At 60.0% G+C, this 23,540-nt stretch carries 18 protein-coding genes; 11 read left to right on the top strand and 7 right to left on the bottom strand.

The window, feature by feature from the left end; translation table 11 throughout:
• Positions 1 to 13: 13 nt before the first annotated feature.
• From OXG98_12690 to OXG98_12670, 5 genes are all read right to left on the bottom strand, one after another.
• Positions 14 to 835, bottom strand: a complete 822-nt coding sequence (locus OXG98_12690; GenBank protein MCY3772860.1) for an energy-coupling factor transporter transmembrane component T — start codon at positions 833 to 835, stop codon at positions 14 to 16.
• A gap of 359 nt (positions 836 to 1,194) precedes the next feature.
• On the bottom strand, positions 1,195 to 2,448 hold the full coding sequence (locus tag OXG98_12685) for an asparagine synthetase B (GenBank protein MCY3772859.1): 1,254 nt from the start codon (positions 2,446 to 2,448) through the stop codon (positions 1,195 to 1,197).
• An 85-nt stretch (positions 2,449 to 2,533) separates the two neighbouring features.
• Positions 2,534 to 2,731: a hypothetical protein gene (locus OXG98_12680; protein MCY3772858.1), complete on the bottom strand. Its 198-nt coding sequence runs from the start codon at positions 2,729 to 2,731 to the stop codon at positions 2,534 to 2,536.
• A gap of 295 nt (positions 2,732 to 3,026) precedes the next feature.
• Entirely contained in the window at positions 3,027 to 4,235 is a 1,209-nt protein-coding gene (locus OXG98_12675; protein MCY3772857.1) for a threonine synthase, read from the bottom strand.
• Positions 4,236 to 4,343: 108 nt separating this feature from the next.
• A complete protein-coding gene (locus OXG98_12670) occupies positions 4,344 to 5,168 on the bottom strand; it encodes a DUF1207 domain-containing protein (protein ID MCY3772856.1) in 825 nt (274 codons plus the stop codon).
• 281 nt (positions 5,169 to 5,449) lie between these two features.
• Here OXG98_12670 and acnA point away from each other — a divergent pair, with 281 nt between their 5' ends.
• Positions 5,450 to 8,212 (top strand): aconitate hydratase AcnA, encoded by a 2,763-nt coding sequence (acnA, locus tag OXG98_12665; protein ID MCY3772855.1) that lies wholly within the window; start codon positions 5,450 to 5,452, stop codon positions 8,210 to 8,212.
• 148 nt (positions 8,213 to 8,360) lie between these two features.
• Entirely contained in the window at positions 8,361 to 9,359 is a 999-nt protein-coding gene (gene gap / locus OXG98_12660) for a type I glyceraldehyde-3-phosphate dehydrogenase (GenBank protein MCY3772854.1), read from the top strand.
• Between the two features lie 18 nt (positions 9,360 to 9,377).
• Here gap and OXG98_12655 read toward each other — a convergent pair whose 3' ends face one another.
• Positions 9,378 to 11,726: a response regulator gene (locus tag OXG98_12655; GenBank protein MCY3772853.1), complete on the bottom strand. Its 2,349-nt coding sequence runs from the start codon at positions 11,724 to 11,726 to the stop codon at positions 9,378 to 9,380.
• 314 nt (positions 11,727 to 12,040) lie between these two features.
• Here OXG98_12655 and OXG98_12650 point away from each other — a divergent pair, with 314 nt between their 5' ends.
• The 9 genes from OXG98_12650 to OXG98_12610 all read left to right on the top strand — a co-directional run bounded on the left by OXG98_12650 (position 12,041) and on the right by OXG98_12610 (position 22,377).
• Complete coding sequence (locus OXG98_12650) at positions 12,041 to 14,662, top strand: hypothetical protein (GenBank protein MCY3772852.1); 2,622 nt, start codon at positions 12,041 to 12,043, stop codon at positions 14,660 to 14,662.
• Positions 14,663 to 15,262: 600 nt separating this feature from the next.
• Entirely contained in the window at positions 15,263 to 15,676 is a 414-nt protein-coding gene (locus OXG98_12645; protein MCY3772851.1) for a hypothetical protein, read from the top strand.
• A 76-nt stretch (positions 15,677 to 15,752) separates the two neighbouring features.
• Positions 15,753 to 16,391, top strand: a complete 639-nt coding sequence (locus tag OXG98_12640; GenBank protein MCY3772850.1) for a stage II sporulation protein M — start codon at positions 15,753 to 15,755, stop codon at positions 16,389 to 16,391.
• Positions 16,345 to 16,980: a hypothetical protein gene (locus OXG98_12635; GenBank protein ID MCY3772849.1), complete on the top strand. Its 636-nt coding sequence runs from the start codon at positions 16,345 to 16,347 to the stop codon at positions 16,978 to 16,980. The genes OXG98_12640 and OXG98_12635 overlap by 47 nt, the downstream gene beginning before the upstream one ends.
• A gap of 22 nt (positions 16,981 to 17,002) precedes the next feature.
• Entirely contained in the window at positions 17,003 to 17,935 is a 933-nt protein-coding gene (locus OXG98_12630; GenBank protein MCY3772848.1) for a M48 family metalloprotease, read from the top strand.
• 37 nt (positions 17,936 to 17,972) lie between these two features.
• Positions 17,973 to 19,175: a hypothetical protein gene (locus OXG98_12625; GenBank protein MCY3772847.1), complete on the top strand. Its 1,203-nt coding sequence runs from the start codon at positions 17,973 to 17,975 to the stop codon at positions 19,173 to 19,175.
• Complete coding sequence (locus tag OXG98_12620; GenBank protein ID MCY3772846.1) at positions 19,172 to 19,897, top strand: YIP1 family protein; 726 nt, start codon at positions 19,172 to 19,174, stop codon at positions 19,895 to 19,897. The genes OXG98_12625 and OXG98_12620 overlap by 4 nt, the downstream gene beginning before the upstream one ends.
• Before the next feature lie 21 nt (positions 19,898 to 19,918).
• Positions 19,919 to 21,133 (top strand): efflux RND transporter periplasmic adaptor subunit, encoded by a 1,215-nt coding sequence (locus OXG98_12615; GenBank protein ID MCY3772845.1) that lies wholly within the window; start codon positions 19,919 to 19,921, stop codon positions 21,131 to 21,133.
• A gap of 20 nt (positions 21,134 to 21,153) precedes the next feature.
• The gene (locus OXG98_12610) at positions 21,154 to 22,377 is read left to right on the top strand and encodes an ABC transporter permease (GenBank protein MCY3772844.1); all 1,224 of its coding nucleotides are present in this window, start codon (positions 21,154 to 21,156) and stop codon (positions 22,375 to 22,377) included.
• A gap of 66 nt (positions 22,378 to 22,443) precedes the next feature.
• On the opposite strand, the gene OXG98_12605 is transcribed toward OXG98_12610, so the two are convergent.
• Positions 22,444 to 23,382, bottom strand: a complete 939-nt coding sequence (locus OXG98_12605; GenBank protein MCY3772843.1) for a M48 family metalloprotease — start codon at positions 23,380 to 23,382, stop codon at positions 22,444 to 22,446.
• Positions 23,383 to 23,540: the final 158 nt, after the last annotated feature.

The following is a 23,540-nucleotide window of genomic DNA, read 5'->3' as shown; positions in this document are numbered from 1 at the left end:
GGATGGCCGGGGATCAGAACAGACTGTTGATGGTGTTGTTGCTGTTGACGACCGCGCTGAGTACAAGCAGGGTCGCCACGGCACCCATGGCCACGTAGTCGTTTCGGCCCAGGGCCAGAATGCGAAAATGCGTGCGGCCGGTACCGCCCCGGTAACAGCGGGATTCCATGGCGACGGCCAAGTCCTCGGCCCGCCGGAAGGCCGAGAGCATGAGGGGGATGAGCAGGGCGGTCATTTTACGGACGCGCCGGAAGAGATTCCCGGTGAAGTCGGCACCCCGGGCGGCCTGGGCCTTCTGCAGGCGGTCCGCTTCCTCCACCAGCGTGGGGATGAACCGCAGGGCGATGACCATCATCATGGCCAACTCATGGGCGGGCAGCCCGAAACGTTCCAGGGGCTTAAGCAACCGCTCGATGCCGTCCGACACGTCCAGCGGCGCGGTGGTCAACATCAGCAGCGCCGCGATCAGCATGATGACCATCAGGCGCAGGGTGAAAACCACGCCCTGGAACATCCCTTCCCAGGTGGGCCCCGGCACGGTGTATCCCGCGACTACCACGACTTCTCCCGGCGTGAAGCACGCGTGGGCCGCGAAGGTGATGATCAGAATCAGCCGGAAGGCCTTCAGGTTGTTCAGCGGCAGGCGGAGCGGCACGCCGGAGACCCGGACCAGGACACTGACCATGGCCAGCATGAAGAAAAAAAGCGGCAGGGTCTTTACCCAGATCAGCGCCGCCATCAGCGCCAGGGCGCCGCACAGCTTGGTGCGCGGGTCCAGTCGATGTATGGAAGATTCGCCGGGGTAGTACTGTCCCAGCGTCAGGTTCTGGAGCATGGGGTCGCTGAATTACAGCTTGCGGGAAGGAGACGCAGGCATGGACAGGAATGTCACGCCCCGCTGTCGCGCCGGGCAATAGAATACCCCACACAGGCGAGCATAAGTATTTTTAGGAGAACCTGTTCGGAACAGTGGTTGTCCCCCCGGGCAGTTCTGACGTCCTCCGTTCTGGTGAGGCATGCCATCGATACCCGGAGCAGGATTCCCTATGGTATAGCAAAGGTTCTTTTAAAATGACTTTGCTGGAAACCTGTGTGAGGTAACAGTAATTATACTTGATGCGGCGCGGGCCGGCAAGTGTTTTTGAATTTTCGCAGGAATTACCGCCGGGTTCCGCACCACCGCAGGGACAGCCGTCAGGTTTTGCGCTTCTTCTTTTTGGCCGCGGGGAAGAGGACGTTGTTCAGGATGAGCCGGTAACCGGGGGAGTTCTTGTGGAGGGCGAGATTGGTCGGCGGATCGCCCACCAGGTGCTCCTCGTCCTCCGGGTCGTGCCCCCCGTAGAAGGTGAAAGTCCCCCTCCCGTAGTTGCCGTGGATATACTTGACGTGGTCGGTACCGGCTTCCTCGGCAAGCACGACCACGGTGCGCTTGAGCACGTCGCGGTGAAAGGACGTGGACAGTCCGTAGAACCCGGCGATGTAGTTCACGTGATTTTGCGTGAGCATGGTGGGGACGGGGTCGTACTTGGCCGAGAAGTCAAAGAGGGTGAAGGGTCCGGTCATCACCTTGCCGGCATTGACCTGGTTCACGTCGATGTTGGAAAAGGAACCGACGAGCGGGTTCAGCTGCAGGGTGAAGTTCTCGAAGGCGAACGTCTGGCCGAAGTCCAGCTTGGACTGGGCGTCGGGATCGATGGGCGTGTGGTCGTACTCCGGCGCCACGATGTCGGTGCGGGCCGAGGCCAGGGCGATCTCCAGGGTCTCCGTCGCCGCGCACATGGCGAAGAGAAAGCCTCCGTTCCCCACGTAGCCCTTGATGCCCTGCGCCACGGCCTTCTTGGCCTCCGCGACCGTCGGATACCCCAGGGTCCTCGCCAGCGTTTCGTCGGTGGCCTGCTGCTGCTGGTACCAGGGCGTGCGGTGATAGCTGTAGAACTTGCTGTACTGCCCGGTGAAATCCTCGTGGTGCAGGTGCAGCCAGTCGTACTGCTTCAGCTCTCCGGTCAGCACCTCCGTGTCGAAGATGGTCTTGTAGGGTACCTCGGCGTACTCCAGCGCCATGGTCACGGCATCGTCCCAGGGACGCTTGTCGGGCCGGGTGTACACGGCGATTTCGGGTGCCTTTTCCAGCAGCACCCGGTCCATGTTGTGCTCTTCGATGTGGGCGTAGATCCGGACCAGTTCCGCGCCGTCGATCACCTTGAAGCTCACGCCCCTCAGGTAACACGCCCGAACCCGGTCTGCCGCGGGGTCCATGATGAAGGATCCGCCGCGGTAGTTCAGCAGCCATTCGACCGTATAACCCTGCTCCAGGGCCTCAAAAGCGATGCCGTAGGCCTTGAGATGGTCCTGCTGTTCCAGGTCCATGAAGATCAGCATCTTCTGGGCGCTGGCGGAAGGGGCCGAAAGGAGGAAGAGTGTTACTATAGCCAGGATGGATCTAAACATGACGGTTCTCTGGTACATAAGGCGGAATCTGTTGTGAAATGTGGCATTGCTCAAGAAAGAGTCAAGATGTTGACAAGACCATAAACTAGATATACTCGGGAGGTGGGGGTTTAGGGTTTTTGTCGTCCCAGTCCCAGTAATACCTTATCAAACGTATGTGTTTAGCGGCTTGATTGAGGGAGTCGTGTATCTCTTCACGCGTGGCCCCTTCGTCAAGTTTCCGTCTGGCGACGTTGATTGCAGCCATTGCAGGACCTATCTGCTCGAAGGCCATCTCTGTCACAATCTTCTCCTAACGATTGTACATCTGTCACGAGAGAACGGGTTCCCATCCGTATCACGATCAATAGGGCGCCTGTGAAAAGGAAAGTCGCAGGTAGGCAGTTCGTTTACGCGACGAGTTTCCTGGACGTTACTGAGTATATGGAGAAATGTAAGACAATATATATGTTAAGTAATAAACCAGATATTGGTTATTCCGTTAAATCATGTAGTTGGTCAACCCAATCATGTGGTTAGTCAACTAAATCATGTAGTTGGTCAACCCAATCATGTGGTTAGTCAACAAACTTGCGGGATCAGTTTGTTGATTCACCCTCCTGCAACTCTGCCAGGCTGTCCACGTACTTGTGACCGCTTCCGGTGTTGAAGAGTACCACCCGGTCAGAACGTTCGATGCGGCCCAGGGCGAGCAACTTCCTCAGGCCCGCCAGCACGGCGCCGCCTTCGGGCGAGGCGAAGATGCCCTCGAAGGCCCCGATCTCCCGGACGCCCCGGACCATGTCGCCGTCGGGCACGGCTACCGCCTCCCCGTTGCTTTCCCGGATGGCGGCCAGCATCAGCTTGTCTCCCACGGCGGAGGGCACGCGCAGTCCGCTGGCGAGCGTGCGGGCGTTCTCCCATTCGGGCGCGTCGGGCCAGTTCTGTTCCCAGGCCCGGACGATGGGTTGGCACCCGGCGGCCTGCACCGCGACCATGCGGGGCCGTTCCGGTCCGATCCACCCGAGCGCTTCCATTTCGGCGAAAGCCTTCCACATGCCGATCAGGCCGGTCCCACCGCCCGCGGGATACAGGATCGCGTCGGGCAGAACCCACCCAAATTGTTCCGCCAGTTCGTATCCCATGGTCTTCTTGCCCTCGACCCGGTAGGGTTCTTTCAGGGTGGACACGTCGAACCACCCTTCCGCGTCTTTTCGAGCGGCTACGAGCTTGCCGCAGTCCGTGATCAGTCCGTCCACCAATTCCACTTCGGCGCCGTGGGCCCGGCACTCCACGATGAAAGGCAGAGGGGTGTCCCGGGGCATGAACACGTGCACAGGGATACCGGCCTTGGCGCCGTAGGCCGATAGCGCGCCCGCCGCGTTTCCTGCGGAAGGGATGGCCAGGGATTCAGCGCCCAATTCCGTGGCGCGGGACACGGCCATGGCCAGGCCCCGGGCCTTGAACGAACCGGTAGGATTGACGGACTCATCCTTGATGTACAGCCCGTCCATGCCCAGGCGTTCGCGCAGGCGCCGGGCGTGCACCAGGGGCGTGCCGCCCTCGCTCAGCGTAACGATGGCCGACTCATCGCGCACCGGAAGCATCTCGCGGTAGCGCCAGAGCGTGGGCTCGCGCATCGCCAGGGCTTCCGGGGTCAGCGCCTTGCCCGCCCCTTCCGTGTCGTACCGGGCGAGGAGCGGCCGGCCGCAGTCGGGGCACAGGTTCTGCAGCTGGTCCGCCGGCAGATGATTGCCGCAGTCACTGCATTCCAGGTCGATGAGAAAGCTCATGGTCTTCACTTTCACTCAGGTTTCCGTCGCGTGGGAATGTTCCGCTCTCCCGCACGGCACACCGGCACAGCAGACCGGCACGGCACGCGGTTTCTGCCGTGCGAATCTTCTCCCGCGCAGTTTTCACAAATCGAAGAACAGTCCGATCCCCGCGTAGTCATCCTGCTGGCGATGGAACTGGCCGTGTTCGCTGCGTCCGCCGTGGTAGACCAGGGCGAAACGCAGACCCCTCGATTCCCCGGAGTGAAACATCAACCCGGCGTGCGCCGTGCGATTGACGGACAGGTCCCCGTCCCGAAAGACCCGTACGTCGCAGGCAAGGTAGGCGCGGGTCGCCCCGCCCGTAAGGGGACTGGAGACCAACTCCGCTCCGGCCTGGACCCGCCACCGCCGCACGTCCGGGATGGCGTGGTTCGACCACCGGAGGCTGCCGTAGGCCCGCGCGCTTCCGATTACCCCCCCCCTGCGCGCTTCCCGCTCGTATGACCCGTACAGCGTGAAGTACTCCCGGCTGTAGGTCATGGCCCCCATGGCCTGCGCCGACCCGTCGTATCCGTCGGCCAGGTGGGCGCTCACGTGGGCGTATTCGAAACGGCCCGTGAGTCGCCCGCCTCCCAGGTCCGCGTGCATCCCCACCAGGTAGTCGGCGGTCTCGAGGGGAAAGGTCGTCCCGGACCACCGGAGCCTCGAGAAGACGCCCGCATGGATCCCGGTCCTGAACCGCAGCCCGCTCCCTTCGTCCCAAGCGTAATCGGCAGCCTCCCAGGAACCGGCGATATCCCCGTTCAGCCGGTCGTCCAGGTTGGTGACGACGGCGAACCGCGTCTGGGTGGGGTCGGCCAGCAGCGGGCGGAACAGCCGCTGCTGCGGGGCCGCGAAACGCCAGGTCCCGGCCACGGCTTCGAAAGCCGGGCCGGTCATCAGGGAACAGGCGCACACCAGGACCACGTATCGCAAAAGGCGTCTTCCAGTTTTCCGGGGCTTCATCGCAGAAGGAGACTCAATGGGCGACGGGTGATGAACGGGGCCGGATCTGCCGGCTTGGCCTACCGATGATAGGCCGGACCGTCTCCGTGTGTCAAGCACCGAATGACCGCCGGGATACCGATGCACAAGGCGTTTCGCCCGCGTCAACAGGAGGATAGTACTTGACAGGCGCCCGTGAGGTCCTTACGTTGCGGTTTCTCGCAAATTCGATTTTTTGCCCGATCCGCGGGGAGTCCTGTATCGTGTCGCGTAACCTGAACAGTTTCGGCGCCCGCGCCGAATTGAACGCGGGCGGAAGCACGTGTACATACTATTCGCTTGCGCGGGCCGTTGATGGCGGCGGCGGCGATATTTCGCGCCTGCCCTTTTCTCTGAAGGTCATGGTAGAGAACCTGCTGCGCCACGAAGATGGCGTGACCGTCTCCGCCGAAGACGTGACCGCCGTCGTCGAAAGCGTCGGGGGCGGGCTCGCCGAGCGGGAGATCGCCTTCCGGCCGGCGCGGGTGCTGATGCAGGATTTCACGGGCGTGCCGGCCGTCGTCGACCTGGCGGCCATGCGGGACGCCATCCGGAAACTGGGCGTCGGGGCCGACCGCATCAATCCCCTGCAGGACGTGGACCTGGTCATCGACCACTCCGTCCAGGTGGACGAGTTCGGGTCCCGACGGGCCTTCGCGGCCAACGTGGACCGCGAATTCGACCGTAACCAGGAGCGGTACCTCTTCCTCAAGTGGGGGCAGCAGGCCTTCGACAACTTCCGCGTCGTCCCGCCCGGCACGGGCATCGTGCACCAGGTGAACCTCGAGTACCTGGCCAAGGTGGTCTTCGGCCGGGAACGGGACGGCGAAACGGTCGCCTATCCGGACACCCTGGTGGGCACGGACTCCCATACCACCATGATCAACGGCCTTGGCGTGGTCGGCTGGGGCGTCGGCGGCATCGAGGCGGAAGCGGCGATGCTCGGACAGCCCGTATCCATGCTCATTCCGTCCGTGGTGGGATTCAAGCTGACGGGCGCGCTACCGGCCGGAGCCACGGCAACGGACCTGGTCCTGACGGTCACGCAGATGCTCCGGGCCCACGGCGTCGTCGGCAAGTTCGTCGAATTCTACGGTCCGGGCCTGGACAGCCTTTCCCTGCCCGACCGGGCCACGATCGCCAACATGGCGCCCGAGTACGGGGCCACTGTGGGGTTCTTTCCGGTGGACGGCGAGACGCTTTCCTACATGGAACTTACCGGCCGCGACGCGGACGAAATCGCCCTGACGGAAGCGTACACGAAAGCGCAGGGCCTGTTCCGCACGGGTGATTCGCCCGATCCCCTCTTCGCTGAGGCATTGGGACTCGACCTCGACGCCGTGGAACCGAGCATGGCGGGGCCGAGGCGGCCCCAGGACCGGGTTTCGCTGTCCAGCGTGAAGCCTTCCTTCCGGAGGGAGCTGGCCGCCATGCTGGCCGACGAGAACCCGGACCTGTCCAGTGACACCGTCAACCGGTGGGTGGACGGCAACGGACACGCACCCGGAGAGCTGGGCACGCTGACGAAGAAGGCGGCCGTCGATATGGATGGATCGTCCTTCGAACTGGGACACGGGTCGGTCGTCATCGCCGCGATCACCAGCTGCACGAACACGTCGAACCCGGCCGTGCTCGCGGCCGCGGGGGTCCTGGCCCGAAAAGCCGTGGAACGCGGCCTGTCCACCCGGCCCTGGGTGAAGACCAGCCTCGCGCCGGGCTCGCAGGTGGTGACTCGCTACCTGGAAGACATGGGGCTCCTCCCCTACCTGGAGCAGCTCCGGTTCCACGTCGTGGGGTACGGCTGCACGACGTGCATCGGCAACAGCGGGCCCGTGCCCGCCCCCATCGGCGACGCGGTGCAGGAAGCTGAACTGGTGGCGGCCGCCGTGCTGAGCGGCAACCGGAATTTCGAGGGCCGGGTGAACCCCATCGTCAAGGCGAATTACCTCGCCTCGCCGCCGCTGGTGGTCGCCTACGCCCTGGCGGGCCGCATGGACGTGGACCTGTACCGCGATCCCATAGGAACCGATCAGGAAGGCAACGACGTCTATCTGCGCGACATCTGGCCGACGCCGAAGGAAGTCCGGGAAGCCGTGCGAACTTCGGTGCGGCGGGAAATGTTCCAGTCCATCTACGCAGACGTCTTCACGGGCGACGACCGTTGGGCCGAGCTGGCCGCGACGAGCGACGAGTCCTATGCGTGGGACGACGCGTCCACCTACGTAAAGCTCCCGCCCTACTTCGACAACATGCCGACGGAGCCGGACGAAATCTCGGACATACGCAGCGCCCGCGTACTGGCGGTGCTCGGAGATTCCGTCACGACGGACCACATCTCGCCGGCCGGTTCGATCCAGGCCGACAGTCCCGCGGGCCGATACCTCGTCGAGCGCGGCGTCGCACCGAAAGACTTCAATTCCTACGGCGCGCGACGGGGCAACCACGAAGTCATGATGCGGGGCACCTTCGCCAACATCCGGCTGCGCAACGGCCTGGCGCCTGGCACCGAAGGCGGCTGGACGAGAACCTCGCCCAGCGCCGAACCGGTCTCCATCTATGACGCCGCCATGGCGTACCGCGAGTCGGACACGCCCCTGGTCGTGATCGCCGGCAAGGAATACGGCTCCGGCTCGTCCCGGGACTGGGCCGCCAAGGGGCCCAACCTCCTCGGCGTCCGGGCCGTGATCGTGGAAAGCTACGAACGCATCCACCGGAGCAACCTCCTCGGCATGGGCATCCTGCCGCTGCAGTTCGAGGAGGGCGAAAGCGCCGAATCTCACGGTCTGACGGGCTTCGAGACCTACGATATCGAGGGGATCAAGGGCGGCATCAAGCCCCGGCAACGCGTCGGTGTCCGCGTGACTGCCGAAGACGGTGCCACGAAAACACTGAATACCGTCGTGCGCATCGATACCCCGGTCGAAGTGGAGTACTACCGCCACGGCGGGATTCTGCAGTACGTGCTGCGGGGGTTGTTGAAAGATTGAGAAGCGCGGATGCCCGGCGGAAATGCACAGGAGCATAGCAGCGCGCACAAAACATAGATAACGAACCGGTCAATGCCGGCATGGATTAAGGGAAATCGGCCCGTACACGCGGGACGGTTTCCCGAAACTTTTGGAGGCAATGCGCATCATGGGCATCAGGGTAGGGATCAACGGGTTCGGTCGCATCGGCCGCATGGTCTTCCGTGCCATGTCGGAGCGGACCGGGTTCGACGTGGTCGCCATCAACGACCTGACCGACAGCGCGACGCTGGCGCATCTGTTGAAGTACGACTCCGTGCACGGCCGGTACGACCATCCGGTCGAGGCCGTGAACGGCGGACTTGCGGTAAACGGCAACAAGATCGAGATCGTCTCCGAACGGAATCCGGCGGATCTGCCCTGGGGCGACCGCGGCGTGGACCTGGTGGTGGAGTCGACCGGGATCTTCACCGACGGCGAACAGGCCTCGGACCACCTGTCGGCCGGGGCGAAGAAGGTGCTGATCTCCGCGCCGGCGACCAACGTGGACGCGACCATCGTCATGGGCGTGAACGACGGGATCCTGACCGATGCACACCGAGTCGTCTCCAACGCGTCCTGCACCACCAACTGTCTCGCCCCGATGGTATCCGTGCTGCATGAGCACTTCCACGTCGTCCGTGGTTCTATGACCACGGTCCACGCCTACACCAGCGACCAACAGATCATCGACTTCGCTCACAAGGATCCCCGGCGCGCCCGTTCGGCGGCCCTGTCCATGATCCCCACAAGCACCGGCGCGGCCAAGGCTATCGGCGAGGTAATCCCCGAGCTCAACGGCCGGCTGAACGGGATGGCCGTCCGCGTGCCCGTCCCCGACGGCTCTCTCACCGACTTCGTAGCCCAGGTCGAACGAGTCCCCACGGCCGAAGAAGTCAACGCCACCTTTGCAGCGGCCGCGAAGGGCCCCCTCGAAGGCATCCTCGAGTACTGCGAAGACCCCATCGTCTCCGTCGACATCGTACACAACCCCGCCTCGTGCATCTTCGACGCCGAGCTGACCATGATCATCGACGACAACCTCGTCAAGATTTGCGGTTGGTACGATAACGAATGGGGCTACTCCAACCGCTGCGTTGACCTCCTGGAGCGGCTGGCGGTCGTGTGAGGGGACTTGGCGGAACGGCTATGCTTCGCCGTGCCGGATCATGCGGTAACCGACCCCGCGCACGTTCGAGATGTAGGAAGGTTCCGCCGCGTTGTCGCCGAGCTTTCGCCGCAGGCGCTTGACGATGGCGCGCACGAGCCTCGCGTCGCCCAGGCCCCGCCTGCCCCAGATCTCGCGCAGGAGGGCGTCGTAGGTGGCGACCCGCCCCACGCAGAGCGAGAGCACGCGCAGCACCTCGTACTCGGTCGCCGTGAGCGCCACGGACTGCCCGCCGAGCATGACTTCGCGGCGGTCGTAGTCGATGACCAGGTCCCCAAGCACGAAACGTTCGGGATTGGCTCGCCTGCGCAGGATCGCCCCGATTCGCGCCGTGAGTTCGGTCGGCGAGAACGGCTTGACGATGTAATCCTCGGCACCGGCCTCCAGGGCCCGCGCGATCGTTTCGTCGCGACCGTAACCCGAGATGAAGATGACCGGCAGTGTGGCAAGCTCGGGAACGGTCTGCATAAGCTCGATGCCGTCCGTCCCGGGCAGCACCAGATCAAGCAGGATCAGTTTGGGTTTTTCTGTTTCGATTATGCGCGAAAGTTCGTTGTGCTCAGCCGTGACCAGCACGGAGTAGCCCGCGTCGGCGAGGGTGTCGCGTACGTACCGAAGCGTTTGCGGGTCATCGTCCACAACGAGAATGGGTATCGGCTGGCGTCCGTCGGCAGGCCGCCCGGACGGACGTCGGACAGCCACGGCCGCGGCGTCTTCGCCAGCCAGTTCCGCAACCGGTATCGTAAAGGTGAAGCGTGCGCCTTGACCTAATCCTGCACTCTCGGCCCTGATGCGACCGCCGTGCGCTTCGACCAATCCCTTGCAGATGGCAAGACCCAGCCCTCCAGCCGTGCCCGTGCTTTTTTCGGAACGGGCGTATTTTTGAAACAACTGTCCCAGAAGTTCTGGTGCGATGCCCCGCCCCTCATCAGAGACCGCGATTGCGACGTGCACCCCGTCGCGCTCCGCCGAGATGCGGATGGGCGCGGTTTCCGGCGAATGACGGGCCGCGTTGGCAAGCAGGTTGTTCACCACCTGCAAGATACGCTGTCTGTCGGCCAGGACCCTGGGCAGGTCGGACGGCAGGTCAATCTGGACGGTGTGTCTGCTGCCGCCGGAAAGAAAGGTGTTGCGCGCCCGGTCCACCAGGACGCCGACGTCCGAGGGCTCGGGGTGGACCGAGAGCGTGCCGGCGTCGATGTGTCCCGCATCGAGCAGGTCGCTTATCAGGCTGTCCATGTGGTCGGCCTGCTCGTTGATGATGTGGAAGAACTGGCGGATTTCGGCCGGGTCCAGCGCCCTCGAGGCGTCCAGCACCGTCGCCGCCGAACCCTTGATGGAGGTCAGCGGCGCGCGCAATTCGTGGCTCACCATCCCGAGGAACTCGGCCCGCGTCCGTTCCAGGTCCAGGACCGGCGACAGATCCTGCATGGTGACCACCAACGACGCGACCGAGCCATCGTCGCCGCGGATGGGGGTGGCATTGACGAGCAGCGTTATGCTGCGGCCGTCGGGTACGGAAAGCACGATCTCCTCGGCCCGCAACGTTTCGGCGCCTCCGAGCGCCTGTACCAGCGAGCACTTGTCCAGCGTCATTTCGCGTCCGTCAGCGAAGCGACAGGTCAGCACCTCGGGAATGGCCTCCGGTGAACCGCCCGGCATGCGCACACTTTCCACGATCCGCTTCGCCTCCCGGTTCAGCGACGCGGGACGGCCGCTGACGGTGTCGAACACGACGACGCCTATGGGGGAGGTCTCGACCAGCGCTTCCAGATCGGACCTCGCGCGTTGCTCGACACCGTGGGCGCGTGCGTTGACGATCGCCGTCGCCGCATGCAGGGCGAACAGCACCAGCACCTCCTCATCTTCGTCCGTGAACTCCTCCCCGTCCTCTTTGTCTACCAGATAGAAGTTGCCGACGTGCGTGTCGCGGTGGCGCATCGGCGTGCCCTGGAAGGTCCCGGCAGGCAGCCGGTCGGCGGAGAAGCCGAGGCCGCGTACGTAGTCGGACAGGTCCGAGAGCCTCAGTGGTCTCTGCGGATCCCGGAAGTGCTCGAAGAGAGTCGGCCCCTCGGGCCACTCCACCAGGCCGCGGTGTTCGGTCTCGGTGAGGCCGGATGTGACGAAATCCTGAGGAGCGCCCGCTTCGTCGATGGTGGCTATGGCGCCGTAGCGCGCGCCGGTGAGGGTCCTGGCGCTCTCCACGATCTCGTTCAGCGCGGTTTCGAGGTCAAGGCTCGCGCTGATGCGCAGGCTCGCCATACAAAGCGCGGAGATGCGCGTACGTAACGCTTCGATCTCGCGTCCCGGATCATCGTATACACTCAACTGTCAGTCCTCCCTGCAGCGTATGCAGCACCGTCAATTCTTCCGCAACGACGGACCATCCGCTCTGTCGATCGGATTCAACCCCGGCCGTCCGCGACATATCGCGACATATTCTGCTATCATGATGTCTCGCTGTATGGCAATAAATCGCACAATTATCCTCTTGTATTGTCATTATTATACGTTTTTATCACGTAAATCTTGATATTTCCTCACTGTAGTGCTGAGCTTCCCGTCATTTAACGGCTTGTGATCCGGTGCGTACGGTTGTAAAATGGTATGTCGGTCGACAACACCATCCCGGGTCGAATATCATGCGAATAAAACTGATGGTTTGCCTGATTGTCTTCCTGGCGCCGTTCCAATCTTCAAGCGCGCGGCAGTCAAGCTGGGAAAAGACGATCGCACAGGGGCCGGTCGCCTCGCGTGCGACCCGTGCGCCCGCGCAACGGGAGACGGCCACTCGACAGAACGGCAGTCCCCGCCTGCTCGTCGTCGACTACGCCATGACCTATCCGGAAGAAAACACCCGGGTGATCCGGGCGTTCTCGGAAGCGGGTCTCGACGTCGATTACCGGCCATATTATCCGGCCATGGTGGAACGGGACGCCGGAACATACGACGTCATCCTGCTGCTGGGCGGCGGCGATCCCGGCATGAGCATCCAGGAAGTGGACCTGGCCATCAACTTCGTTTCGAGGGGGAAAGTGCTTGTTCTGGCGATGCCGTCCGACGGTCCCTACGGCGAACGGAGAAAGGTCAATCCCGGCATCCACGACCGGTATCAGTTCAACGAGGTCCTGACTCGCCTGAACATCAACCTGCACGCCCTGAATGCCGACCATGAAACCAGTCCCGTCCTGAATCCCGTGGTATTCTTCGAACCCGCGGCCGGCCATCCGGTCGCACGGGACCTGGACGGGACCGTTGCTGCCCGTGCCGGCACCCGCCTGCTTGTGGGCGTCGGCGCCGTGCCGCTGCTCCTGGAGCCGGAAGCGGCGTCCGGAGAGGAACTCGAAGAGGCGTCGGCGCCCGAACGAGAACCCCAATACCGGATCGTCCGGCGCACCCTGCGCATCCATCCGGCCGACGCCATTGCCGGGGAGGATATCGAACTGCTGTTGCGCGGCGAGCAGGAACTGCGGGCAAGCCTGTACTACCGAAACCGGGAACAGCCCGCACCGACGGACTGGACCACGTCGAGATTCAAGGGGAGAGTGGAGGGCGTTTCGGATTCGAAAGACACGTTGACCGTGCGCATGCCCGGCAACCGGTGGGGATCCGAACACGCGCTGGTCTCCGTCCCGGTGGAGGTTATAGCCGCCGCGTTCGCCGGCCGGGAGATCCGGGAGGAGATACGTTCCGCGGAAGACCTGGAGTCCATGCGGGACGACGAGGAGACTTTCGGCCGCATGGCGGTGGCGGCCGCGGGTAGGACCGACCGTTTGAACAAGGGGTACGTCCTGGCCGTTGACCGCCAGGCTCTGACCGGCGTTGACCGGCCCCCGCCGCCGCTCGGCATCGGCGCCGTGGACCCGGGCCTCGAAGACCTGGGAGGTTTTCTGGATGGACTCGCGCGGTATGTCCGCGCGCTGGCCGATTCCCAGGGGGACTGGTCCCCCGACCACGAGTATCCCACGGCCCGGATGCCCGGCAACCGGAAACCCGATATACCCCTCAACAACATCTCCATACTGACGGCGCTGCCTGAACGGGTCCGGGTGATCGACAGCGCGGTGTCAGGTTCGAGTGCCGACCCGAGTTCGAGTGTCGGCCCGAGTTCGAGTGTCGGCCCGAGTTCGAGTGTCGGCCCGAGTTCGAGCTCTGGCTCCGGTTCGGTTCGGGGCGCGCGCTCAGGCGCGGGTCTCTCTTCCGGCACAGCGGACGATGTTTCGCATCGAGGCGCATGGGACTTCATCGCGCGCCGCCATGAACATGTACCCGATCTCGCCGATATGCTGCCGAATCTTGGGATGGATTTCCTGTGGACCGTGGCGCCGGCCGCCAGTTATACGGGGGGAGCCGAGATGACGGGCGACGTGCGTTTCGAATCGTGGGCCCTGCCGATTCTGAACCGCCTGGACGGTACGTCGACGGCCTGGTACGCAGGCATCAGCGCCCCTCGCGACCGCGAGATATCCGGCGACTACGCGGCCGCCCTCGACGCCCGCGGCAATCCCGTCGGCCTGCCTTCCAAGCTGGACATGGCCTACCTGAGCCGCCACCTCTTCGAACCTGCCCGCGCCATAGCCCGGCACAGCCGCGGCCGCGGATCCTTGAAGGCCATTGTGCATGACTGGGAGCCACATATCACCCGGCCGCTGGAAGCCTACGCCGCGACCGACGTCTTCGACGACCTGCATTTCCGATACTTCATACGCCATCTCGTCCGGAACGGGCTGTATCACGGCGACGAATTCAAGTCGCTCATGGGGCTGGGCCGGGACAACCGGTTCGAGTGGCTGCTGAAGTCGGGATATCTCGAGACCTACATCCAACTGCAGGAAGCCAACGCCGAGCGCCTCGGCACGCTCTACCGGCAGTCCATGGACCAAATCAACCCGGGACTGCACCACGGTGCTTTCGTCCGCTCCCCGCGGCCGAACTGGTTTCATCTGGGTTTCTGGCGCGGCGCCGGCACGCCGGAACGTCCCTTCCTCGTCTTCTCCTATGAGCGGCCACCGGAATGGTACGCGCCCTTCCTGCGCGCCCGGGGCATCTCCGTCCGGGTGATCCCCGTCGGACTGCTCGGCCTTATAAGCAAAGAAGATCTGGAAGGCCACCTCCGAAGGGCCTCCGACCGGGGCGGCTACGCCCTGGAACGGGGCATCTGGCTCGTCGCCGACCCGGTGGAAGAAGCGAGCCTGAACGCACCCGGAAAGGGTATGACGCGGGAAGTGTTGCTGGAGGCGATCCGAAGCGCAGCCGGGAATTAGCGGTGCAGCAAGACCCTGCCGTCACCTGTAAGTTTCGATTCTCTAAATATAGTGGGAAGGTAGTGTGTGCTTGAAGGCCCCTTGCGGTTTGAAGAGGATTGGCGCAAATCCGGGATGACATTTACCGGATGAGTCAATTTGGACCGGCATTAATGAACATTGTGCACGAGTTCAGCACGATCAGGCGACTGATGGAATTGCACATGGGAGAAGCAACCGAGGAGGAGTTAGCTGAGGAGGTGGAGGCGGATAAGAAGGAACTGCGTGAATTCGAAAGAGAAAACAAAAAGCGAATGAATCGAAGAAGGGAGTGAGGCCAGATAGCCTGGTATACAGGCATACGAGCGGAATTTCGAACGCCCGGCGGAACGATCGTCGGGCTTTTTTATTGCAGAAAAATAAGATTTTCCGCGAGAATCGAAAAATTCCGAAGGACTAATCCATTAAGACCGCGCGGCAGATGCTGGATTCACTTACAACATCAGGTCGAGTTTCCGTTTGACGATCGAAGCGCTCTCGGAACCGCGCACTCCGAGACCTGTAACCGAGTTCCCTGGTACAAGCGCAGGAAATGAGGTCCGCATCGAAGGAGAACGGAGGATGGAACCTGAATCGATGAGGAATGGAGGCCGACGGAATCCCAAATACGTTCGAAGGATAAAGTACACACGTTCGATTCTTATTCAATACACGTTCGATCAAACCAGCAATAGAGGAGTACTGATCATCATGAAAAAGCTTATTCTCTCCGTATTCATGTTCGCCCTGATCGCAGGCGCAAGCGTCAACTCGACGGCCAGCGCGCCGCTGGCTGAAACTCCCGGTGTCGTTGCGACGCCGAACCTGATCTACTGCCTGTACAATTCCAATGCGGCCTTGGCCGCCGGCAGCGTATTGGGTGGAGTTGCGGGTGGCGCGGCAGCTGGTTGGTTGGTGACATCCGGCTATGGTTTATTGGCCTGCGTTGGCGGCGCAACAGGTATCGGTGGCTTGTTTATAGGTGCTGGAATTTAGTAAGCCGGCCAGTATGGAGGATGGAGGCCTGCAACGGCCTCCATCCTTTCCTCGAATTTGAAGGACGGTTCTTGAAGTGGAATCCATATCGGCGCGAATAACAGACAAATTACCCTGGTTGCTTTCCTTTGCTTCCATCATCGTCGGTTTGGGTGTTGGAGTGGCAATACCCCTGGATATGATTGCGAAAGAACCAACAGATCCGGGTTCCTCCTCACTCATGCTCGATTCACGTCCATTTCTGGATGGCGGGGATGAATGGAAGTTCATTATAGGCAACAATTTGCTCGTTTCTATGAAAATACTATTTGGCCTTCTGTCCTTTGGATTAGTCAGTGTCATGATATTGGGCTGGACAGGAACTATCGTGGCATGGTCTACGCTTTCGGCGCTCGATTCCGGTACTTCGATTTACGCCATAGCCGCTTTGGTCCTGCCCCATGGCGTGATCGAGTTGGCGGGGTTTACGTTTTTCGGCGCTGTGGGATGCGAAGGCCTGGTCCTCTTCTATTATAAACTCAAGTACGATTCATGGTTTATCGATTCGAACAGGCTGACCTTGAACGTACGTAGACTCGTCACAGGATTCCTTCTGATTTCAGCGGCTTCGATTATCGAAACACTTGTCACTGGCCAGATAGTGAACAAAACAATTGAACGGATTGAATATGAAAACCCCAGGCAGGTCCTCCAACCGGTTAACTTCAATCAGTGAAACCGAGCCGCTCTGGACGGGTATCGGGATGTTTGTCGTGTACTTGATAATGAACGGGTTGGTACTGTTCCTGACATTCAGGTCAGTGGCCGGGCAATTGCCGGATCACCTTGCCGAATCCTATGGACAGGTTTTCCTGGCTCTGTTCATTGGCATGGTATTGAGCGTCACGTTAGGCGAAATCGTGATTTTCGTTTTGGGATGGGTATTTGTTATGATCGCCGTTGCACTATTGAACAGTAGACGCCGTCATCGCGCGCTGTTTGGATGGCTGGGTGTCGCATACATCCCGGTTACAGCGTATTCGATCATGGCGGTTGTTCTCATGCTTGTTTTTTCGGACCAGATGGTCTATGTCGGCCTGTCGACCCTGTCCACACTCGATCAATTACCCGGTGAGATTATGAAAATGCAGGATTCCGGGTTTTATAAGTGGGTTCGGTATGGCCGGATGTTCGCGCTGATCCTGGTAGTCGCTTTTGCCATCGAAGTGGCGCACAGGGTTTGCTCGCTGTCCAGATTCAAGGCAGCCGGTGTGATCCTGACCTACGTCGCACTTAATGTCCTGCTACAAGTCATTATGTCATAACGCTGATATAAAGAGGGCAACAGTGGTCGATTCTACAAATCGATTAAACGAAGCAACCGGCAGTGTTTCGTCAACCGATGATGAACCCATCCGGTTGACCTGGCGCGACAAACTGGTCGAATTCGGGCTGAACATGAGTGTAATCACAGCAGGCATGTGTATTGCGTTACTCGTGTTCTTGAGCATTCTGCTCACCGCGGACGACGTGATTGAAAGGGCAGTTCCGGGTCTGTTTGACCACGGTTCGTTAACGATTGTGATTCTAATCGTCTTGTCAGCTACGGTGGGAAACGTCTGTGCATATTTGTGTTTTCCATATCTGGTACGTTACATCTTCCGCGGATATGAGTTACGAGACGATCGTCTGGACCGGTCGGTGGGAAAGTTGATTGCTTCCACAGGAATGGACATAGCAGCCGAAAACTTGTTCACCATTAAGAGTAGGACAGCCAACGCAATGGTTACCGGGCTTTTCCAAAAAAACAGGTACATCTTCTTTACGGACAAGCTTCTGGCGAAAGTGAACGAAGAGGAGATCCTGGCAATATTCGCTCACGAATTGGCCCACATTCGTCACCGGCACCTGCCCAAAATGCTGTTGGCTACGTTTATGTGGATCTGCGGAATGCAGGTATTCATGTACCAGGTAGATTTCAATGCTTATTTCGATGCTCTGGACGAGTCTTTCAAATTGTGGGCCTACAGTATTATAAACGTCGTGAATGTGTGGATTCTCATGTTTCTTGTCCTCTACCCGTTATCGAGGCGGAACGAATACGAAGCAGATGCTACCGCGGCCGGATGGGTGGGGGTGGAGTGCTATAGTCGGGCCCTCTACCGCCTGCATCAAGTGAATGAAAGCTTAAAGCCACCACCGAGGTTTGCCAAAGTGCTCCTGACTCACCCCACGATGCAGAACCGCCTCGACCGTGTTGCACAGTTGAACTCGAAATAGTTGAGTTTTAATCAGATGAGAAGGAAAACCCCCTACATTGAAACTTTTTCGCTTTTTAGTTTTGCCGGTACTTTGCGTCCTGCTCGACCTGCGTTTCGCATCGCACGGGGCGTTGCCGGACTCCCTGGCGCTGTCCGAATTCGCCAGGATCATGACCGCGTTCTCCGAAGAGCCCGGTCACTTCCCCGGGAACAACTTCGTTACCAATGAATCGTCCTACCTGCACGTCGTTCCTACGGTAATCGAACTGGGCAAACGCGGCGGCGTGTATATCGGCGTCGGTACGGAACAGAACTTCTCCTACATTGCCGCCTCGAGACCGGATATCGCTTTCATCGTCGACATCCGACGCGAGAACCTGCTTCAGCATCTCCTCTACAAAGCCCTTTTTGCCCTGGCCCGGGACCGCACGTCCTTCCTGATGCTGCTGTTCAGCCGACAGAACCGGGAGGGCGAATCGGATGCGAACGGAACTCCAGAACGCACGGCCGCCGTTACCGGAGTTCTGGATTACATCGAGACGTCGACCAAAGCCGACTCCCTGCAATTTGAAGAAAACTGGAAGCGGCTTCGGCGGGAAGTAAGGCGGTATGGGATCGAAGACCGGGACGATCTCGAAAAGATGCTTTACGTCTACCGGTCGTTTTACGAAAAACAGCTTTCGATCCGGTACGCCGAAACACGCCTGAGAAACGGCCTGTCCTATCCTACGTTCAGGGATCTGATGGCAGGTACGACGGTAAAAGGGGAGTTCGCCAGTTTCCTGTTTACAGAAGATGCATTCAGCTTTGTGAAAAACCTGCATCTCAGGAACCTGGTCATTCCCGTCGTGGGGAACTTCGCTGGCGAGAAAGCGTTGCGGGCCATCGGCTCGTACGCTGAAGCCCACGATACGAGCATATCCGTCTTCTACGTGTCGAACGTAGAGTACTTCCTCATAGACCACTTCTACTACGTGTTCAAGTGGTACGTCGCGAATGTCGACGCGCTTCCGATCGATGAGCACAGCCTGATGATTCGTTCATACCTTGGCGTGGAGTCCCATCCCAGGAGAGTCGGCCGGCATCTGTCCACGAGCACGGCGCATCACATCGGCACGTTCCTGGAGAGTTACAGGCGGGGTGCGTATACCCGTACGAAACCGGTCTGGTGGAGGTTCTGGCCCTGGGGCATCCCATTCTGGTCGGGCGGCGGACACAGCTACTACCATCTGGTCATCATGGGGGATCTATGTCCATGAGCGCTACCACAGATCTGGCAAGATATGCCGGGCGGTGGCTCCAGGTTTTCTACAGGCCAGGGAAGGCTTTCGCGGATCTTGAAACAGGACCTTCCACCGCCGAGTTGATGTTGGTGCTGATCCTGGTCATGTCGGTCGTCCTTTGCGCCGGAATAGTTACTTTGCCCGTTGCGCTGGATACGGAAAGGGCGTTGATCGAGACCGAATTCCAGTCCTATTCGGATCTGAGTGTAGATCAAAAATCCATCATTCTACGCGAGGCCGTGAAATTCGACCATCGTCAGCTCATCGGCCTTTTGATCATGCCGGCGAGCGTCTGCTTCATGGTCGCTGCGTGGTCGGTGTTGGGAAAACACTGCGGTGAACTGATATTCGGCAAACCGCTGCCGTACGGCAAGGTCCTTCCGATTACCGGCTATGCCTCGCTTGTCCTCGTCCCCGAAACCATCGTCAAGACCTCGCTGGTATTGCTTTTTGATTCGTTCAATCTCCCCATCCATCCTGGTGTGTTTCTCGATGATGCGGACCCCGAAACCCTCTGGAGCCTGTTCCTGCCGGGCGTCGATTTCTTTGGAATCTGGTTTCTTTTCCTGCTGGGACTCGGCCTGGCACAGACTTTTCGGGGATCTGCGAAGCTCACCTGGCTCGTGCTGGGATTGGCGTGGGGCATGTGGATTGTCATTCGCCGGACCGTGGAACTGCTCGGTACGGTTTACGTGTAGCTTTTGGAAATCACTTCGGTCATGAAAAAACGGTTAGTCATTGCCTGTGTATCGGCCTGCAGTCTCGTTGCCGTTCTGGTGTACTTTGTTTTCAGTTCCACGGTTCGGGATGCCACGTTTCAGATCCTCCAGGTTCAACACGGATCGATCTCCGAGGTTCTGGCGGAGACGGGCACTATCCAGTTCGTCAGGACCGTCATGGTCAAGCCCACGATTTCCGGGGAAGTCAGACATATTCACGCCGATGTCGGGGATCGGGTTTCAGCGGGGGATGTCCTTGCGGTGATAGAGCCGGACCCGTCCCAGTCCCTTCAGTTGTCCCGGCAGCGCGCCCGGGTGGACGGCGCCCGGATAGATCTTTCAGAAAAGGAGATGAACTTTGAGCGAAAGCGCAAGCTTTACGAAAGGTCCCTGATATCGTCCGAGGAATTCGACCAGGCAAGGATCGCAAACACCCGGGCCCGTCACGATCTCGACATGGCGGAGCTTGAACTCCAGATTCTGGAATTGAAGGTAAACGTCGAGGTGGATTCGAACCAAACGCATGCTGCCGTGCGGGTACTGTCGCCCCTTGACGGCATTGTCATTGCCCGCGCGGTGGAGGCGGGCGAGGTCGTAGCTTCAGGCACTTCTTCGTATACCGGCGGCACGGAGATGTTCCGGATCGGAGATCCGGACCGGATGATCGTCAAATCGGCCGTTGGAGAAATAGACGCGGGAAGGGTCAGGCCGGGACAGGCCGTGCAGATTCGTGTCGATGCCTACCCGGACGCGATGTACCGAGGACGCGTGGAGCGCGTCGCGCCTGTCGGTGTGCGCAGACCCGGCAGCACGCTTGTCACGTTCGATGCCGAAATCGTGATATCGGATCCATTGATGGAATTGCAGCAGGGAATGTCCTGCGATATCGACATCGTGGTGGAGAAGAACGACAACTCGGTGCTGGTGCCCGCTTCTTCCGTCATGGAAATGGTCGACTACAGGGGTGCAAGCATCGAACAGAACAGTCCGGCATTGACGGGATCGGCGCCCGGCAATCGGCACATGGTCTATCGGTGCACTTCGGCGGACCCCGAATTGTCGAGGTGTCCGGAAGCGTATCTGGAATCTTCCGTGGTCGAGATCGGTATCGAATCGACCGAAAACGTGGAGATCCTGTCCGGTATTGAATCCGGCGCGCACATCGCACTGGATGCCAGAGCGGTTCATGCCGCGCTAAACGCGAAACTCCCTTAACCTCAAGGATCCAGTCGTCTGTGTCCATTACGCACCATATCCAGACCGTGTTTGCCAATCTCGCGCACTACAGGCTGCGTTCAGTCCTGACGTTGCTGGGGATTGCGGTCGGCATCGGCGCGGTAACCGCCATCATCGCGATTGGAGAAGGACTTCACGACATGGTGATGGAGGAGTTCGAGTCCGTGCGCGGCGGCACCATGGTGTGGGTGAGCCCATCGAAATTTACTAACCGGGAAGGACGTTGGATGCCGGTATCGGATTACGAACATCTCGTATGGAAGGATATGCTTGAAATCGGGAGAAGGTCGAACGCTGTGCGCCAATTGGTCCCTGCCGCGACATTGAATGCGGATCTCAGATACGCGAAAATGTCGCATGGCGGGATGTTGTACGGCACGACGCCTTCATTCCTGGACATGTACCAATGGCCGGTTTCCACGGGTCGATTTATCATCGACCGCGACGTAAAACACTGGCGCAAAGTATGTGTACTGGGCGATGAACTGGCCGCTAAGCTGTTTGACGATAGCAATCCGATCGGCAAGGAACTGAAACTGAATGGTCAGCGGTTTGCCGTGATTGGCGTCATGAAGCCAAAGACCGTTTTCAATGAGAGTTGGGGCAACCGGGTCTTCGTTCCGATAACAACGGCCCAGAAACGGATGCTTGGCCATGAGGGCTTCGATCTTTTGTCCATCAAGGTAGCGGATTCGCGTGTTATGGATAGTGTGATGGGCGACATAGAGGCAGCCTTGAAAACAGTCCATGGTGATGAGGCTGTATTTGACATAGTCAGTGGAAAAGACGCAATGGACCAGATAGGTGGTGTGATAAACGCCGTTAAATCGTCGATTGCCGCCGTAGCGGGCATCTCACTGATGGTTGGTGGAATCGGGATCATGAATATGATGCTGGTCTCCGTCACTGAACGGAGGCGGGAAATAGGCATCAGGAAGTCAGTAGGGGCGAGACATGTCGATATCGTGAATCAGTTTACGCTGGAAGCCACATGTATCAGTACCTTGGGCGGGTTACTGGGGATATCGCTGGGACTGGGCCTTGGTTCGGTTTTCTCGTTTATCTTGAATCAGGCGTGGGATCTCACTTTCACCAGCGGGACGTCGGTTTCAAATCTCCTCGTGTCGCTGGCGATTTCACTGGCAATAGGTCTATGTGCCGGTATCTATCCTGCCTTAAAGGCGTCGCAGTTGAGCCCGGTGGATGCGATGAACAAGGAGTGATCCCGTAATACCCGCCCTTAATCTTCCTTACAAACGCGGATAATACGCGGAAATCACCAACCTGTGCTATTCCACCTTCCCCACCCGCTCCAACCTCTCCTGCAACGTCGGGTGGGTACCCAGTTTCGCCAGGACCTTCCGCGGCGGTTTCATCTGGTCGTTCAATTGATGCAGGCGGCGCAGGAACTGCTTGTATTGGCTTATGCCTACCCACCTGGCGGCGGTCGCGTCCGCCTGGTATTCGTGCCGCCTGGAAAGCGGGTACAGGACGAGGAAAATAAGCAGGTAGACATTCAAGGCGTTTGTTCCACCATACACCCACATTTTCCAGGATTCTTCGATCGACCGGAAGTAGGCATGATAGCCGATCAGACTCAGGAATACCTGGACTCCGAGGGTCCATAGCAAGAGGACCACAAACATCCTGGGCACGTGCCGGTGCCGCGCATGGGCCAGTTCGTGCGCCAGAACCGCCATGATCTCTCCTTCTGCCATTCGCTCCAGGAGCTTGTTTGTAAAGAAGATGTACTGTGCCTTGCGGAAGAGGCCGGCCACGACGGCGTTGGCCGTCCTGCCCTTTATGGCGTATAGCCGTTCGGCCCTCATGTCCATCCCGGTCACGGAAATCAAGCGCTCCAGGGCGCGGTCGATGCGCTCGTCCTTCAACTCGTATCCGCGATAGACGAGACGTACAATGTAGGGAGCACAACTGAACGAACAGGCATTGCCAATGGCCACGGCCGCGACGACCAGGATGATGAACGGGATCGAACCCGCCTCCGTGAATCCCGGGGCCAACTCCTCCAGGGTACTGGCCATGGTGATCAGCGAAGCTATGATAACAAACGTCCCGATCAGTATGCCGCACATGATCATCGCCATCACCAGGCCTGCTTCGACCAGTTTCTCGCGCCAGTTCAGCCGGATCGTATCGTCATCCCGAATCTCCGCGTCTGCACGAGGGCCCTCGGCTTCTGGTGGATTGTGGTTCGCACCATCAGGCATTTCAGGTACTCCGGTTTGTTGGTCGGCTAAGCTCGTATTTTAAGACGAACAACAAACGTTTGCAAGATCAATTGTTGAGTGTACTTCCGTATCCACGTATATTCCACCCGAAACTTGCCTGCCGCAACAGCCCCCCTGCTCTGCCTTGAAACGAATGC

Source organism: Gemmatimonadota bacterium (assembly GCA_026706345.1).
In the GTDB taxonomy this organism is placed as follows: Bacteria; JAAXHH01; JAAXHH01; order JAAXHH01; family JAAXHH01; genus JAAXHH01.
This window is presented reverse-complemented; position numbering and strand designations above follow the sequence as displayed.

Coding starts and splice junctions, on each gene's coding strand:
- OXG98_12690 (MCY3772860.1), bottom strand. CDS start 835: ATGCTCCAGAACCTGACGCTGGGACAGTACTACCCCGGCGAATCTTCC.
- OXG98_12685 (MCY3772859.1), bottom strand. CDS start 2,448: ATGTTTAGATCCATCCTGGCTATAGTAACACTCTTCCTCCTTTCGGCC.
- gap (MCY3772854.1), top strand. CDS start 8,361: ATGGGCATCAGGGTAGGGATCAACGGGTTCGGTCGCATCGGCCGCATG.
- OXG98_12650 (MCY3772852.1), top strand. CDS start 12,041: ATGCGAATAAAACTGATGGTTTGCCTGATTGTCTTCCTGGCGCCGTTC.
- OXG98_12645 (MCY3772851.1), top strand. CDS start 15,263: ATGGAACCTGAATCGATGAGGAATGGAGGCCGACGGAATCCCAAATAC.
- OXG98_12635 (MCY3772849.1), top strand. CDS start 16,345: ATGAAAACCCCAGGCAGGTCCTCCAACCGGTTAACTTCAATCAGTGAA.
- OXG98_12620 (MCY3772846.1), top strand. CDS start 19,172: ATGAGCGCTACCACAGATCTGGCAAGATATGCCGGGCGGTGGCTCCAG.
- OXG98_12615 (MCY3772845.1), top strand. CDS start 19,919: ATGAAAAAACGGTTAGTCATTGCCTGTGTATCGGCCTGCAGTCTCGTT.
- OXG98_12605 (MCY3772843.1), bottom strand. CDS start 23,382: ATGCCTGATGGTGCGAACCACAATCCACCAGAAGCCGAGGGCCCTCGT.